The sequence below is a fragment of the Brevibacillus sp. NPDC058079 genome (assembly GCF_042885155.1).
Lineage (GTDB): Bacteria > Bacillota > Bacilli > Brevibacillales > Brevibacillaceae > Brevibacillus.
In genome coordinates, this window is the sequence record NZ_JBHVSO010000005.1 from 59,702 (window position 1) to 74,810 (window position 15,109).

Annotated in this window: 13 protein-coding genes; 12 read left to right on the plus strand and 1 reads right to left on the minus strand. The window is 48.2% G+C overall.

Annotated elements, in window-relative coordinates:
• Positions 1-22 precede the first annotated feature (22 nt).
• The 3 genes from ACFVS2_RS16250 (at position 23) to ACFVS2_RS16260 (ending at position 3,047) form a co-directional block, all read left to right on the plus strand.
• Positions 23-1,243 (plus strand): MDR family MFS transporter, encoded by a 1,221-nt coding sequence (locus ACFVS2_RS16250; protein WP_390235590.1) that lies wholly within the window; start codon positions 23-25, stop codon positions 1,241-1,243.
• Between the two features lie 14 nt (positions 1,244-1,257).
• The gene (locus ACFVS2_RS16255) at positions 1,258-2,028 is read left to right on the plus strand and encodes an isocitrate lyase/PEP mutase family protein (RefSeq protein WP_390235593.1); all 771 of its coding nucleotides are present in this window, start codon (positions 1,258-1,260) and stop codon (positions 2,026-2,028) included.
• A gap of 92 nt (positions 2,029-2,120) precedes the next feature.
• Complete coding sequence (locus ACFVS2_RS16260) at positions 2,121-3,047, plus strand: serine/threonine protein kinase (RefSeq protein ID WP_390235595.1); 927 nt, start codon at positions 2,121-2,123, stop codon at positions 3,045-3,047.
• Here the strand turns inward: ACFVS2_RS16260 and ACFVS2_RS16265 are convergent.
• Complete coding sequence (locus tag ACFVS2_RS16265; protein ID WP_390235598.1) at positions 3,028-5,067, minus strand: VWA domain-containing protein; 2,040 nt, start codon at positions 5,065-5,067, stop codon at positions 3,028-3,030. The genes ACFVS2_RS16260 and ACFVS2_RS16265 overlap by 20 nt on opposite strands.
• A 550-nt stretch (positions 5,068-5,617) precedes the next feature.
• Here ACFVS2_RS16265 and ACFVS2_RS16270 point away from each other — a divergent pair.
• The 9 genes from ACFVS2_RS16270 to ACFVS2_RS16310 all read left to right on the plus strand — a co-directional run bounded on the left by ACFVS2_RS16270 (position 5,618) and on the right by ACFVS2_RS16310 (position 15,098).
• A complete protein-coding gene (locus ACFVS2_RS16270) occupies positions 5,618-7,786 on the plus strand; it encodes a transcriptional regulator (protein WP_390235601.1) in 2,169 nt (722 codons plus the stop codon).
• Positions 7,787-7,936: 150 nt separating this feature from the next.
• On the plus strand, positions 7,937-8,362 hold the full coding sequence (locus ACFVS2_RS16275; RefSeq protein ID WP_007728098.1) for a hypothetical protein: 426 nt from the start codon (positions 7,937-7,939) through the stop codon (positions 8,360-8,362).
• Between the two features lie 102 nt (positions 8,363-8,464).
• Positions 8,465-8,917: a J domain-containing protein gene (locus tag ACFVS2_RS16280; RefSeq protein WP_390235604.1), complete on the plus strand. Its 453-nt coding sequence runs from the start codon at positions 8,465-8,467 to the stop codon at positions 8,915-8,917.
• Positions 8,918-9,249: 332 nt separating this feature from the next.
• Positions 9,250-9,804: an FHA domain-containing protein gene (locus tag ACFVS2_RS16285; RefSeq protein WP_173618743.1), complete on the plus strand. Its 555-nt coding sequence runs from the start codon at positions 9,250-9,252 to the stop codon at positions 9,802-9,804.
• Between the two features lie 69 nt (positions 9,805-9,873).
• Positions 9,874-10,404 (plus strand): FHA domain-containing protein, encoded by a 531-nt coding sequence (locus ACFVS2_RS16290; RefSeq protein WP_017252081.1) that lies wholly within the window; start codon positions 9,874-9,876, stop codon positions 10,402-10,404.
• A 5-nt stretch (positions 10,405-10,409) separates the two neighbouring features.
• Positions 10,410-11,249, plus strand: a complete 840-nt coding sequence (locus tag ACFVS2_RS16295) for a PP2C family protein-serine/threonine phosphatase (RefSeq protein ID WP_390235606.1) — start codon at positions 10,410-10,412, stop codon at positions 11,247-11,249.
• Positions 11,250-11,269: 20 nt separating this feature from the next.
• Positions 11,270-13,138, plus strand: coding sequence for a PP2C family protein-serine/threonine phosphatase (locus tag ACFVS2_RS16300; protein WP_390235609.1), 1,869 nt, complete (start codon positions 11,270-11,272; stop codon positions 13,136-13,138).
• Complete coding sequence (locus ACFVS2_RS16305; protein ID WP_390235612.1) at positions 13,135-14,412, plus strand: normocyte-binding protein; 1,278 nt, start codon at positions 13,135-13,137, stop codon at positions 14,410-14,412. The genes ACFVS2_RS16300 and ACFVS2_RS16305 overlap by 4 nt, the downstream gene beginning before the upstream one ends.
• The gene (locus ACFVS2_RS16310; RefSeq protein WP_173618739.1) at positions 14,403-15,098 is read left to right on the plus strand and encodes an iron-dependent peroxidase; all 696 of its coding nucleotides are present in this window, start codon (positions 14,403-14,405) and stop codon (positions 15,096-15,098) included. The genes ACFVS2_RS16305 and ACFVS2_RS16310 overlap by 10 nt, the downstream gene beginning before the upstream one ends.
• The last annotated feature ends 11 nt before the right edge of the window (positions 15,099-15,109 follow it).

A 15,109-nucleotide genomic window follows, 5' to 3' on the forward strand; every position in this document is an offset into this window, starting at 1 on the left:
ATGGGAAAGAGAGATGGGGAGAATGAGATTTCATCCGGTGGCATGGGGTGTCATTATCGGAACCTTTTTGTCACGCACAGGCTTTTTTATGACACTTCCGTTTTTAGGCATTTATTTAGGAAAGGTAAAAGGAATTGATCCGGCGATTGTTGGCTCGATTCTCGCACTCAGTTTGCTGGTCGGAACGATTAGCAGCTTTGCTGGGGGAGCTCTGTCAGACCGATTGGGCAGATATCCAGTGATGATCACTGCGATGGGAGCTTGGAGTATCGTCTTGATCGGGTACGTTTTTGCGACGGAGACATGGATGTTCTTTGTTTTAAGTGCTTGTAACGGCCTTTTTCGAAACGTATTTGAGCCGACAGCCCGTGCCCTGCTGGCGGATGTCACGTCGGATGAGCAGCGGGCAGCTGTTTTCAACGCCAGGTATTTCGCGATCAACCTAGGTGGAGCAATCGGTCCGTTAATCGGCTTGCAGCTGGGCGCAGGAAGCACATCCTTATTACCGTTCCTCGTCACAGCCATCATTTTTGCCGTGTATGCAGCTGTGTTGGTAGTATTTATGGTCATATTCAAGGAACAGCTGAAGAAGGACGTGGCTGCTGATCCGGTCACCATGAATCAGATGGCACGCATTGTTTTTACAGACAAAGTATTTCTTTACTTGTTGCTCGGGAATTTGTTCGTCGCTGGTGCCTACTCACATCTGGACACCACACTCTCGCAGTACATTGGGCATGATCGAGTAGAGGCGTATTCCTTTTTATTTGTGGTGAATACCATCTCGGTTTTAGCGCTTCAATATCCGCTTGCGAAGTTTATGAAGCGGTACTCATCGATGACCGCATTGAAGCTGGGCTGTCTATTGTTTGGGCTGGGGCTGTTCGGTTTCGGGCTATTTACGGATTTGTTTTGGCTCTCCGTGGCGATGGTGGTATTTACGATCGGCGAAATCTTGTGCTTTGTCGTCGGAGATATCCTGATCGGGGAGATCGCTCCCCAGCATTTGCGTGGAGCGTATTACGGCGCCAGCGGCTTTGCCTTCCTTGGACAGAGTGTTTGTGCGTGGATCGGTGGGGTGTTGCTTCAGGTACTCGGCTTTGGGCAAGGGCCAATCATCTTCGCCATCCTCATGCTGTTGACTTTTATCGCGCTTCCGTTCTATCAACGCGGCCAGTACTTATGGGAGCAGCGGCAACATCAAAGAAAAAGCTGTGATAAAACTTCACAAGTAATGATTTGAATAGGGGTGCTAAAATGAATCACATTCAAAAATTCAACGCGCTACATCATACGGACGATCTTCTGTTTTTAGGGAATGCCTGGGACGTACTCTCGGCGCGATCTCTGGAGAAGAGTGGCTTTCAAGCAATAGGTACGACGAGTTGGGGAATCGCGGCATCACTTGGTTTTGCAGATGGAGAAAAGATCGATTTTGGGCTCCATCTAGCGATTATCAAAATGATCGTAGACCACGTCCACATCCCGGTTTCAGCAGATATCGAAGCAGGCTATGGTGAAGATGCAGACACCGTCGTGGAAAATGTGTTGCGAACGGCTGACTTGGGCGTTGCTGGCATCAACATTGAGGATTCTTTTAAAACGAAGCCGGGATTAAAAGAGATAGGAGAGCAGGCAGCCCTCCTGCAAAAAATGAGAACCGCCTTGGACGCTCATGGTTTTCAAGGATTTTATATCAATGCGCGAATCGATACGTATTTTCGGAAGGATGATCCTTTCGAGGAAACGATTTTGCGAGGAAAAGCCTATGTGGAAAGCGGAGCAAGTGGCATATTTGTCCCCGGGCTATGTGCGGAAGAAGAGATGAGAAGTATTGTGCAACAAGTGCCAGCACCGCTGAATGTCTTGTCACGGCCGCATTTGACGGACACAAATAAGCTGGCAGAGCTGGGCGTGAAACGATTCAGTATCGGTAACGATTTCTATGACCAAATAGCCGCATACACTAGTAAGAGTGCTGAACGACTCATAGCCGAGAAAAACAGCCTGTCACTCTATGAGGCATAATCCATAGAACTACCATCTCTCGAAACTGTATTGCCAGAATCCCCCATCTTTCGTTATCATTTTTTGAGAGGAAAGATAGGGGAGGCCATGACATGGGACAGGTAGAGCGGGAAAGAGGTCTGAAAAAAGGCACGATCCTGCAAAAAGCTTATCGGATCAAAAAGACCATTTCCACAAGTGAGCTGTCGAATGTGTATGTGGTCTACCATATGAAAAGCAAGCGGACACTCATTCTCAAAGAGTTTTTCCCTCAAGCATTGGCGATGCGAGATTTGGATCACGTGAAGGTCATTTGTCGCAGACCATCGTTAAAAACCAAATTCGACATGCTGCTAGACGGCTTTTGGCAAGAGGCGTCCCTACACAAAGAACTAAATCATGAAAATATCATCGGATACATCGACCATTTTGCCGAAAATGGTACAGGGTATCTCGTCGTGGACTATTGCAAAGGGAAGACGCTGGATGCGTATGTATTAGCCCAAGCCGAGCTTGATCTGGGAGCATTTTTGCATCAGACGGTACTTCCGGTATTTGACGGATTAGACTATTTGCACAAAAAAGGCATCATTCATCGCGATATCAAGCCCAAAAACATCTTGGTCACCGAAGCTGGTCAGCCTGTGCTGATCGATTTTGGCTCCGCGATCTATTTCGTGAATGATGAACCCAAGCCGATTGTGACGACAGAAGGATATTCACCGCTTGAGTTTTACTCGGGTCAATCCAAGCAAGGAGTCATCTCGGATATTTACAGCCTGGCTGCCACGCTGTATTACTGTCTAACCAAAGAGCGTCCCGTTGATGTGGCGGCAAGAGTGATTGAGGATCACTTACCATCGATCCGAAAGATCAACCCTGATGTTCCGCTGCTGCTCGCGAATGTCATTATGTGGGGATTGGCCGTCGACTCGAAAAAAAGATGCCCCACACTCAAGCTGTTTGCGACAGCGATTCGTGCAGAGCATCTGATTTGGAAAGGAAAGGCTCGCTTCTCTCTTAGGAAGCTTCCTCACTAGATGATTTCTTAAAGCGAATTTCGATCTCGGTCATCCGATCCTCGAAGGTCACATACACCTTGTCGTTGTATTGGAGGACGAGCTTTTTATGTCGGGGCATGGTTTCCTTGCCCCGCTCAACTGTGCAGTGACTATTATTGACTAGAAGCAGCGTCTGATTTTTTCCTGGCTGGAAGTAAATCTTTTGCGCTTCGGGCAAATGCTCATTCACATCCAAACTGGTGAACAGCTCCTGCAACGTGATCCGTTGTTTTTTGCCAAAGGAGGCGAGAGGCCAAAACTTGACAGGGATGTCGTGGCCGCTTGCCGTGTGCAGGAAATACCCCTCCAGACGACCCACAAAGGCAGGCTTGGGACGTGTAAGCAGGTAAACACCGTAGCCGATCGCTGCTACGAGCAACACAATCATGCCGATGGTAATGTAGCGATCCCATACCGAGTGCACGGTAATGACGAGCGGGCCTGTGACGCTTGCTCCTTCCGCATCCGTGGCGGTAATGGTGATTTCTGATGTGCCACTTTTCTCTGGTGACAGCTTCAGAGCCGCGTCTTGAATCGTAGCGACAAATCGTTCGTCGGGATCAGCAGTGACGATGGTATAGGTCAGCTTGTCGTTATTGGCGTCCGTGAAGAACGAACCCAAATCAATTGCCTGCTCGCCGTTTTCCTTCTCGATCGTCAAGGTATTGACCGAGGCAGCAACTGGCGCGATATTCGTGATATCAAAAACGCTCGAAGTCGTCTCGCGATAAAAGTCCGGGCCGTTCATAAAGATTTTCCACTCGTACTTGCCCGTGTGAGGGAAGACGTAGTCGACCGTAAAGCTATCACCAAGATTCTTCATCGGGATCTTTTCTTCTTTTTTCCCCACAAGATCGTTTACGATCAGTTCTGCTTGCATAGAAGCGTACACATCCTTGTCTTCCAGTCGTTTGCCACCCTCCAGATGGTGGAGATAGGTAGTAAACGCAGCAGGATTCCCCTTAATAACAGGTTCAGGCTTGACCTCTACACCAGCCATCAAGCTGTAATTCCCCAGTAAATTGATTTTCACCAAATCCCCGGGTTTGCCTCTAAATTTAACGAGATAGTTTCCCTTCTTCGGCTTTTCTATTTTCATCAGCGAGTATTTTTTAGATTTCATAAAATGCACATTTTGCGATTGATAGTACACTTGCGATTCCAGCAGCGGATTGTTGGACAACAGGATGATGTTCGCTTCCTGCATGCTGGAGTTAGGAATGGTCACGGTCACTTCCTGTAAGCCCCCGGTAGCTGTCATGGCTGCCACCGACACGAGCTGCGATTGAATATGCTTGGCAAAAATCTGATTGAAGATTTCAGGCAGATCATCCGTGCTTTGTGTGACAAAGGAAGTTCCGCCTGTTGCCTCTGCGATTTTTTTCAATTGATCCTTTTGGACGGAGCCATCGCTATTGAGGCCAATCGTATAGATCGGATAGCCTTGCGCTTTTGCTTTCGAGATAGCTGTCTCTGCGTCCTTGTTGGATGCTGCCACACTCCTGCCACCCGCATTTTGCCGCAAATCTGTTCCCCCGTCTGAGAGAAGGATCAAAAATGGCTTGCGAGCCGGGTCCTTTGCTTTTTCAATCATCTCTGCCCCTCTGCGCAAACCGAGCCCCAAATCCGAATACCCAGAGTAACGCAACCCTTGAATGGTTCGCTTGAGCTGTTCCCGATTTCTTGCTTCTGCCATGCTCGCTGGAGACTGAGCCTGTACAATCCGATCATTATAAGCGACAAAGCCAATGCGGGTACGCGTGGCTTCGCTCATATCAATGAACATACTCATGACCTCAGCGGCTGTTTTGCCAGGGTCTGTTTTGTTCATGGAATTACTCGTATCAATGACAAAGACCGCGTCTACTCCCGCATCTGCTGTTCCATTTGCCCCCGCAGTAAGAGGGGCGGACAAGAAGAGCATGGGAAGGAGCAGTCCAATGACCACCAGTCGAAAAAGTGGCGGCAGAGAGAGGGTTGACTGACGATTTTTGTACATACATTCACCTTTTTTCTGAAAAAAATTTTAAAAAGTTCATGACTTACTAAAATGGGACGATTTACCTATAAATGTTTGTTCGTATAAAAGATCGGTTTCCTATTGCCGATGTATATAAAAGTTAATAACACCCATTTTTGTAAATATGAGGTGAATGCATAATACTCCCCAGCGGCAACTAGGGAGAAATATCTATCAGTCCTTGTGCTTCTTTCCTAGTAAGAGAGTGGACAAGACGAGGCTTATCCCTATTTTTTCGAAGACCTAGGAAAGGAGACTCTGTGTCTTCAGCATAAAACGGAAATCCAAGAAAAGGAAGATTCGTGGAATAAAATGGGTCTAAATACTGAGAATGGTCGCAGAGGCATAGGGATTTTGTCACAATCTGCGGAATGTTGACAAATAATGCGGGCAAAGTTTAATTTAAAGGCAAGATTTTTTGTTTGTTTTTGGTATAAATGTCACGATTTGTATCTTTATTCGTGGAGTAGGACTCATCATCTATCAAGTAGGACTAAGTGGTTATGTAGACAACAGAAAGGGGCCATTTATGGACATTATTAACCAGACCAACCGAACCATGCTGTTCGAAGAGATCAATCCGGAAAAATTGGACCTGATCACCATTGTTGGAGATGTAAAAGGCATCGACAGTCTCAGCGACGACAAGATCAAGGAGATCAACGAGCATCTCCTCGTTCGCAGCTTCGATGAATTTTTGGACAAGTTCTCCCCAAGTGTGTATTCGTTCTACAATGCAGCGAACCAAAAAGTGATGTACACCTTGAAAAAGCCTGACGGAATTGCAGAGGATGCGATTTCCGAGATCAAGATCGATCAGAGCAACGACTTCTTGAAAATGCTGTTTACCCTGATTGATACGAAGCGTAGCCAAGGTATCACCAACGTGGATTTCAAATTCGAGAATTTGCTCGATATGATTTCCCCGAAAAAAGTGATGGATGACATCCGTCAGGTGCGCAAAGAGATTCACTACTTGTACGGTCATTACGAAAAGCTCGATGATGGCGATCCGAAGAAGCTCGATCTCGGTGACAAGCTGAACACGATGTTCGAGGATGCGAGCAAAAACTACAACAACGTCATGGCAATGCTGCCGCTGGCGATTGAAGATATCAAAACACGACTGCTCTTGGGCGGCGCACAAGAGGAGAACCAATCCGAAGCGATTCAGATCGGGATGCTGACGATTGGGGAAGACGGAGAACTGAAGATCATCGAGGCACCGAAGAGTGACAGCCGCGAGCTGATGGTTCTCGATGAAAACAGCGGAAACGGACTGATGAACGTTTTCGAAGAGGATTACGAGTCGATCACAGAGACGCCATCCTCCTATGTAAAAGATCTCGTGGTGCGCACCTTCTGCCCGCTGCCGACGGTACATACCGAAGTCAACATTGAGACAGAAGTACAGAACTACAATACGTATCTGGAGTTTTACAAAAACGCCAAGGACGACTTCGTAAAAACGGTGAAGCCTTTGGTCGAGAAAATTTTGGGCGTGAAGATGTTCTTCGATCAGTACGTGACCAAGAACAAAGGCATGCAGCCAGCTATGGTGATCACGAATACGAAGCTCGACATGCTCGTGAAAAGCAGCAACATTCCACGTCTGGAGACTTATCTGAACACGGTCAACGCGAAAAACGACTTCACGGATACGATCTGGTTCGGAATCGTGCCATCGGTTGATATGGATTCCGCTGGAAAAGCACAAGTGACTCGCGAGCGTTTCCGTGGGAATGAAAAAGTCGTCAAGCAGGACGGCAATACGATGGAATCGCTCACCATGCTGCTTCAAGTCGTCAAGGACTTCAAGGTACAAGTGTTCTTCAGCTTCAGTACAGGTGAAGAGACGACCTTCAACAGCATGGCGACAGCGGGTATTGATAAATACATCGACAAGTGCGGAATTCTGGTGCGCAAAGAATTTAGCGAATTCGCTATCCCGTGCATTCCGAACTTCACGATTATTCCGAAAGATAAATCAGGAGTCGTCATAGACAGCAGAATGCTGAAAACCGAAGACGGCGTGAAGCTGTCCCAGGAAAAAGAAGACATCCTGAAGCTGTGGATCGAGGGTGTTTACGTCGGTGCCAGCTATGTAGCTGCTGGTGTCGTGGCAGCATACCAGTGTCCAGAGTACTTGCGCGAAACATTCAAAGTGGTTAGCCGCGAATATCCGGGTGTGCGCTTTGACATCGAAGCAGGTGAAAATGGACTGCGCGCTATCACCACAATGGCCAAAGAAATCTCTGGCTTCACCAACAACATCAAAGATTCCATCAACCGCAAAAACTTTGGATTCGTCTTCTCTTCGGAAAATGCACAAATCCAAGGCAAAGATATCAAGCGCATCACGGTGTACAAGGCACGCAGCCTCGCCATGGCAGAGGACGGCTTTGATTCCATCTACAAAACACTGGTCAGCACCTATATCGAGCGGATTCTCCGCTTCCAGACGGGTGATTTCAAACACGATAACATCGTGAAGTTCTTCAGTAACAATCCGAGCAGCCAAAAAAGCAAATGGCTGGGCACACGCGGCTTCGTGAACTCCATCATTCACGATGGTGATGACATGAGCTACATCATCGATGATAAGAGCAATCTGTGCCATATCGATCTGGTGTTCAACGGCAATGTGAAAAACCTGGAGGTCACCATCACCAAAGGAACGACTCCGGTCAAAGCATAGCATTGATCCCCTGGAGAGCTGTTTATGAAACTTTTTGACACATTACGCAGGTGGTTAGAGGTGTGTTTTCCAAAACGCACCCTTACACATAAGCCTCGAAGCCAATCAGGTAATTCGAGAGCAAGATTTCATTTCAAGGAGGTTTTATTCATGGGTTTTCGACTCAAAGTAGAAGGTTCTGAAACAATTGAGCTGGGCATGGACAACATTCAGACAGTAAAGTACGACACTGACACGCCAGACGATTCCAACGCGCGCTCCACAGATGTGGGTGCAACACTGAAACTGACTGGCAAAATTATCACTGCAACAGATGGTGACAGTGCGGATGACACCATGAAGCTGGCTCTCTGGTCTTTGGTACCAGCAGAAAAAGCGGATTGCTACCGCAAAGTAACATTGGAAGTAATCGCTGCTGATCAAGTGATCCGCAAAATCTACTTCCCGAACGCTTTCGTAGTAGATTACAACGAGAGCTTCGGTGATACCGAGGGTGTAGGAACATTCAGCATCTTCATCAAGCAAAAGAAAGACAAAACCGAACTCACCAAAATCGAAGGCGGCTACGCTGTTTAGGTTTTGAGAGAAGTAAGGTAGGAAGAGCCGTATCTCGAAAGCCGTGTTCGAGGTACGGCTCTACAAAATAACCAAAATCATTGCCAGACAGAGGGTGCGAGAATGAAAAATTATTACGAGATTCTGGGGCTAACCAAACAAGCTTCCACGAATGACATCAAAAAAGCATACCGTCAACTGGCAAAGCAGCATCATCCGGATGTCAATGCCGGGAGCAGTGAGTCAGAGCGAATCTTTAAAGAAATTACCGAGGCCTATCAGACATTGCAGGACCCAGCCTTGCGCGAGGCGTACGACGCGCGCTACGAAGCTTTTCAGCAAAAGAAACAACAACAGACCAGCCATACAAGCAGCACAAAACAAGGACAAAGCAAACAGCAAGCACAGTCTGCAGCGGGTGTGAACTTCGAGGATTTGGGGAGCACCTTTGAACGATTTTTTGGTTTTCATCCGAAGACAGGAGAGATTAATCCAAACACCATGAAATCCGAAAAGAAAAATCCACTGGATACGACGGATATGTTTGAACAGTTTTTTCGCATGAAGAAAAAATAAAATGGAAAAATCGGGCTTGGATGACAGCTCTTTCATGACATAGAGGTAGTAGCAACCTGCTCCTGTCTTTGGATGGATGTCCATACATACACCATTCTCCCAAAGCTCGGAGCATTTTTCTTAAAAGGAAGTTCAAAAATTCGTCTTTTGATCACGAAGTCATTCTCGAAGGTAATTCGGCATCGAAATTTACGTTCACCTTTGAAGTCCGGTGCTCATGTAGGTCCCCTACACTGCGCTCCTCCTTCTTCAGGTTCACGTAACTTTCTCGGTGCTGAAAAGACAAATTTTTGAACAAGAGCATTTTGAGGTAGTTGATTGGGGGTAAAGATGTGGCGAAGAAAAAAGGGTACCAAAAGTCCATCAGAGTGAAGCTCATAGAGCTGCTGATTTCCATTCTTGTGATTAGTGCACTCATTTATGTCTTTGGTTATACGGACAGCAACGCTCTGAAAATTTTTACAGGAATTGCCTTCGGACTCTTTTTGTTCGGGGTCATTATCGTCAGATTCGGAAGCCCCGACGAACCGGAGCCAAAGAAAGAGGATGGCGTCACCAAACTGGTTCTATTAGATGAAGAGGGAGAGAGCGTGAAGGAGTGGTTCATCCAAGGGGAGACATCCCTTTTGATCGGCAAAAGCTCTGCGCAAAACGAGGTCGACATCGACTTGGCGGATGCGGAATACGCTGCCTTGATCAGCAAGCAGCATGCGGTTCTGAATCAAGCGTCTGGGGACTGGTTCATCGAGGATATTCATTCCAAAAACGGCACAGGCATCAAGCAGCCGAACAAACGCGACAAGAGCAAGCTGGAGATTGAACAGCCGCATAAAGTTAAGGCTGGCGACGTCATTTACATAGCTAATACCCGCTTATTGCTGAAATAACAACGGGGTAAACATCGCTTTTACACATATATATCGTCCTTGCACGGAACGAAACGGGGGAGCAGAAGAATGAGTTTGACAAGATGCGCGAATGGTCACATGTTTAGCACTAGAAAACACGGAAGCACCTGCCCTTATTGCAGTATGGTCGTTGAGCCTGGGGCGAAACCGGACAACAAAGCACCAGCGAGAGTGGCAGACGACGATAAGACGATGCCGTACCTGGGGGAAACAGAAGGAATTGAGCCTGTTACCGGCTGGCTGGTATGTATTGAGGGGCCGCAACAAGGTCAAGATTACCGCATTATGGCGGAGAAGAACTTCATCGGTCGCGCAGAGGATATGCATATCCGAATCGTCGGAGACAACACGATCTCTCGCCGCAATCATGCGGTAATTGTCTACGATCCGAAAAAACGCAACTTTTACTTGCTCCCGGGTGATGCGTCCGGGCTTGCCTATCATAACAATGAAGCGGTGTACACTCCAGTTGAGCTCACTGCGTACGATGTGCTCCAGCTCGGAAAGAGTACCTTTATTTTCATCCCGCTGTGCGGTGTTCACTTCGAGTGGGACAACTCCAACAAAGGCAAGGAATGATGAGCATGTTTCAACAGGGCGCAATCCCGTATCTGGTCGTCCTTGGCGTGATCATTGCCATTACTCTTTTGTTTCGTCTACGTGCAGCTTTGATTCGGGAAGAAAAGAATCCTGTCATCCAGATCGGAAATGGACAGACGATCGGCAGACGAGAAGAGCAGGATGATTACTTTTCTACGGCAACATCGTCTCATGGGACGATTGCGGTCTTGGCTGATGGAATCAGTGGACTGGCTAACGGCAGACTTGCTTCAACGCTTGCCGTGACTACTTTTATCCGTGAGTTTACAAAGCTCGACAATCCGAAGCATATGTCCCTCTTCTTTTCACGGGCTGCTTCCCTTGCGAATTCGGAGATTTTGCAGACACTGAGAGGAAGTCGGGGTGGGACAACGCTGGTAGCTGGCGTAATCGTCGAGGACAAGCTGTACTGGGGAGCGGTTGGAGACAGTATCATTACCGTTTTCCGGAACGGAGAATTCATCCCGATCAATCAAAAAGATATTTATGAGTCGGTGCTGGAGGCGCGTTTTCTGTCCGGTGAGATTACGAAGGACGAGGCGTTGGAGCATCCGCAGAAAAAACAGCTGATCAACTACTTGGGCTACGAGAGTTTTCAAAATATCGAAATTGGCCGTGAGCCGTTTCCTCTTGAGAAGGGAGACAAGGTCATTCTCTGTAGTGACGGCGTCTACGATACGTTAACCGAGATGGAGCTGGAGCAGATTTTGTTCCAAAAAATCGCTGCCCATGACGCGGCTGACCAAATCATTGAAGCGGTGGAAAGTAAGCAAAAAGCCAATCAGGACAACGCAACCATTCTCATCCTGGAAAAAGGCTGGTAACGGGGGAGCGGGTAGTACGAATGAGAAAGGACAACAGTGAATTCATTACCGGGTTTCTATCCGAATCAGGCAGCTTCGTTCGCAACAAGGATTACTTTGCCTTCGCCGAGCTGGATGATATCGCGTGCTGGGTAATCGCCCGCGGATTAGACAACGATCAGGAAGTAGAAAGTGCGGAGTTGGCGGCCAAAAGCGTTCTGGGCTACTTTTTGCAGAAGCCGTCCATTTCGCGTTATCGTATTCGCCGCTATTTGCAGGAGGCCCATCGTGTCCTGCAAGCCGAGAGCCATCGCGTCAGACTAAAGGCGAGCTTGACTGTAATCGTAACGGACTATGCCAGAGTGAGGTACGGGGTCGCTGGTAACACCCGGCTGTATCAGTTTCGCAATGGTCGATTGCAATGGCAGAGCAAGGATCAGAGTCTTGCCCAACAGATGGTGGATGGGGAGGAAATCGCAGAGGACGCGCTTGATCAGCACGAGGAGCGACATAATCTCTTGAGCTATTTGGGGACGCCCAATGAATTTCGCCCGTTTGTCTCCAAGAAGCTCCCACTCTATGACGGTGATGTTTTTCTGCTTGCCACCCCTGGTCTGTGGGAGAAGGTAAATCCGGCCGAGATGCATGACGGGCTTCAAGAGGCAAAAGATCCAGAAGCCTGGATCGATACGCTGGAAGACGTGCTTTTGAGCAAGCAAGAGCATGTCATTCAAAACTACACGGCAGCCGCTATTTTTGCGAACAAAATATTCAAGACAGACCCGCAAAAAAAATGGCGGATTATCAAACGGGTGGCACTCATCCTTCTCGTGCTTGCCTTGGCTGGAGGCGGGGCTCTGCTGTTCAAGATGAAGGAAGCGGAGCGCATCGCGGATGCTGCGACAGGGATGTTTGAGCATGAAACAGCCGGAGACGCTTTCATTGCGGAGAGCGATTATCCGAAGGCACTAAAGGCATACAGCGATGCCAGAAATGCTGCAAATATCGTCAAAAACAAAATTCAGGCCACTCTCTTGGCGAAAAAAATCCGTATTACACAGTTGATCGTGGATGGAGATACGGCTGTAAAAGATGAACAGTATGCCAAAGCATTGGAGAAGTACGACAAGGCGCTCAAGGAAATGAAAGGGCGCGAAGATTTTAACGAACCGGAGATTTTGGAGAAGAAAGAAAAGACACAATCGTATGTGCTCGTCATGCAGTGGAAAAAGGAAGGCGATCTCTTGTTTGAGGCGCAAGATTACGCTGGTGCAGAAGCCTATTACCAAAAGGCGCGCAAGCTGGCGTTGGAAACGTCCTTTGTAACAGGAGAAAAGGAGCTTCGCACCAAGCTGGACGAGGTAGCTTCCAAAAAGACTGGTATCGATAAGGAAAAGAAGACTCTCGATGGCGACAAGCTGGAGAAGCAAGGCGATGAGAGCTATGCGGCGCAAGACTTCGAGGGAGCGATCCAATCGTATACGCTGGCGCAGGAAATTTATCAGGAGATTGGTGTGCTGGAGAAAGTTTTGGCGGTGGAACGCAAGGTGACAAAGGCAGAGGAGAAGCTGAATCCTCCTGCTGCTCCGCCTTCGGCAGGTGCGCCAGCAGGCCAGCCACCTGTGCAAGGGACGAGTGCTGCGAGTCAACCTCAGGCAGTTCAGGTGAATCAAACGGCACCAGTGAACCAGACGGCTCCGATTAACCCAACTACCCCGGTGAACCAGACAGTCCCAGGCAATCCGGTGGCTCCAACGTACCAGCCAGTTCCGGCGGCCCAAGTAGCGCCGACCAATCAAGCAGTCCCGCCAGCCGCGACAGCTCCGGCGACTCAGCCAGTTCAGCCACCACAAGCTAATCCACCAGCTACAGCCAACCCGACACAGGAGGAGGCAGCGAAAACGCCATGAAAGAGATCGTACTGGATCGTTTGAACAAAATGGAGGAGCTGGAGCAGCGCAGATTGCTCAAGCAGATCATGAACGGTGTCTTCCTCAACCTAGTCGAGTATCAGGAGGAGATGCAGAAGAAGCTGGAGGAGCGTGTTTTTACCGAGATTGAGGACAAGGAAGATAAGCATGACATCTACGTGACCCTCTGTCATCGCGATGACTTTGACCCGATTCACGAGTATTTGTACCCGATGATCCCTGGCGATGAGGAAAAGAAGATATGTGATCGCAAAGAGTTGGCGGTCAAACTCAGCAACCAGGAAGAAGCGGTCATGATGACGATCTTTTTAGAGTGTGAGTACGACAAGATACAGGCGCTGATGATGAGCAAGCGAACCTTCAAGGGTCGGCTGAATACGGGAGGCAATCACTATCCAATCGAAGTGCGCCTCCAACAAAGCCGTGTGTATATGGATGAGCTGGAAAAGCTGTACAACATGTTTCAAAAGAACGGGATGCCGTGGAAAACGGTGAATCACCCTTACGCTAGCAAGTTTTTCGATGTCATTCTGGTTGCCTGTGAGGGCACGTTTACAGAAGACGAAGAGATACTGGAAATGTCGATTACCCTCGATGAGTGGGAGCCTTACAAAAAGCTGGACGTCATTCCGCTATGGAACATCGAGCGTCTGGCTTTAAAAAACATCGGCTTTCCCGTACCTGCCATTGACCGGGTGAACTTCGAGCATGTCCTGTCGTTACGCAAGACAGGCAGTGAGCACGGTTATTTGGTGGATGGAGATGAGGAGCTGATTCGCTACATCAAGCGGTCACCGGAAGAACTGACAATAGTCTCGCCTCAGGAGAAGTCGGGAGTTTGGAACGTATGTAAAATTACACAGCCTGTCACGACCCGTATCGGAAGACTCGATTATGAATTAGTGTCCAATCGCCGCAAAAACAGCTTTGTTGGGAGCTATGCCCGGAAGCAGGCGATGACCGTACGAGCCAAAGGAGAGATTATCCGAATCGTTCATTCCTTTGAAGCCGCTGAGCAGCTGGAGCTAGTGAATGTTGAGATTCGGGACAAAAACAATCGTCCTCCCGCGACGTACGGCTTGAATCCGTTCATTAGCGATAACGTTCGTGTAGAAAACGACAAGAAGATCATGGCTCTCGGCTTTCGGAGACGCGGGGCGAACAGCTTTATTCTCCAAGATAGGATGAGCTTCCTCGTCTCCGAGGTTCAGATGTATTTTCCGGAATACAAGTGTGAAGGAGAATGGGCTTGAATTACATCTGGGATTTGGTTATTCGTGCAAAACGCGCCGGGATCGCCAATAAAGACATCCAGTTCAAAGCGGCCAAAGTGTATTCGCCCTACATGGAGCTGAGTCATGAGGCCATCAACGCCAAAACGGTGGACAAGACAGTAGAAGTGAATCCGTACTACCGCTTCGACGATATTTTCCGTGACCTTTTTGACGCCAATTACTCGGAAGATGCAGAGCTTCGGCATACCTTGTTTGATATCATCATCCATTTGCTAGCCGAGATCGATCTGTCGCAGGGGATGAACAAGCGTGAATACCACATCCGCTTTGTATTGCGCGACTTGGAAGCGGGTCTATTCGGCAGTCGGGTACAGGAAAATATCCGGCTTTTTACCAAAGAGGAGCGAGAGATTATCGCAGGCAATATTTTGCGCTTGTATGAGACCGGCGAAGCAGTGTACCTGCTCAAGGATACGATGCGCAAAATTTTCTCTCACTCTACCATTTACGCCAATTGCGAAGAAAAAGATGAGCTACTGATTTACGTCGGGCAGTCGGAGAGTGAAACCGCACATGCCAAGCTCGCTTTAATCAAGGATATTTTTCTGCCGGTTCGGTTCCATACAGAGATTTATTGGCGAAATCATTTCGGCATTTTGGATGTCGAGGAAACGATGCAAATCGACAGTGTTGCACTGTACTAAAGGTTTTTGAC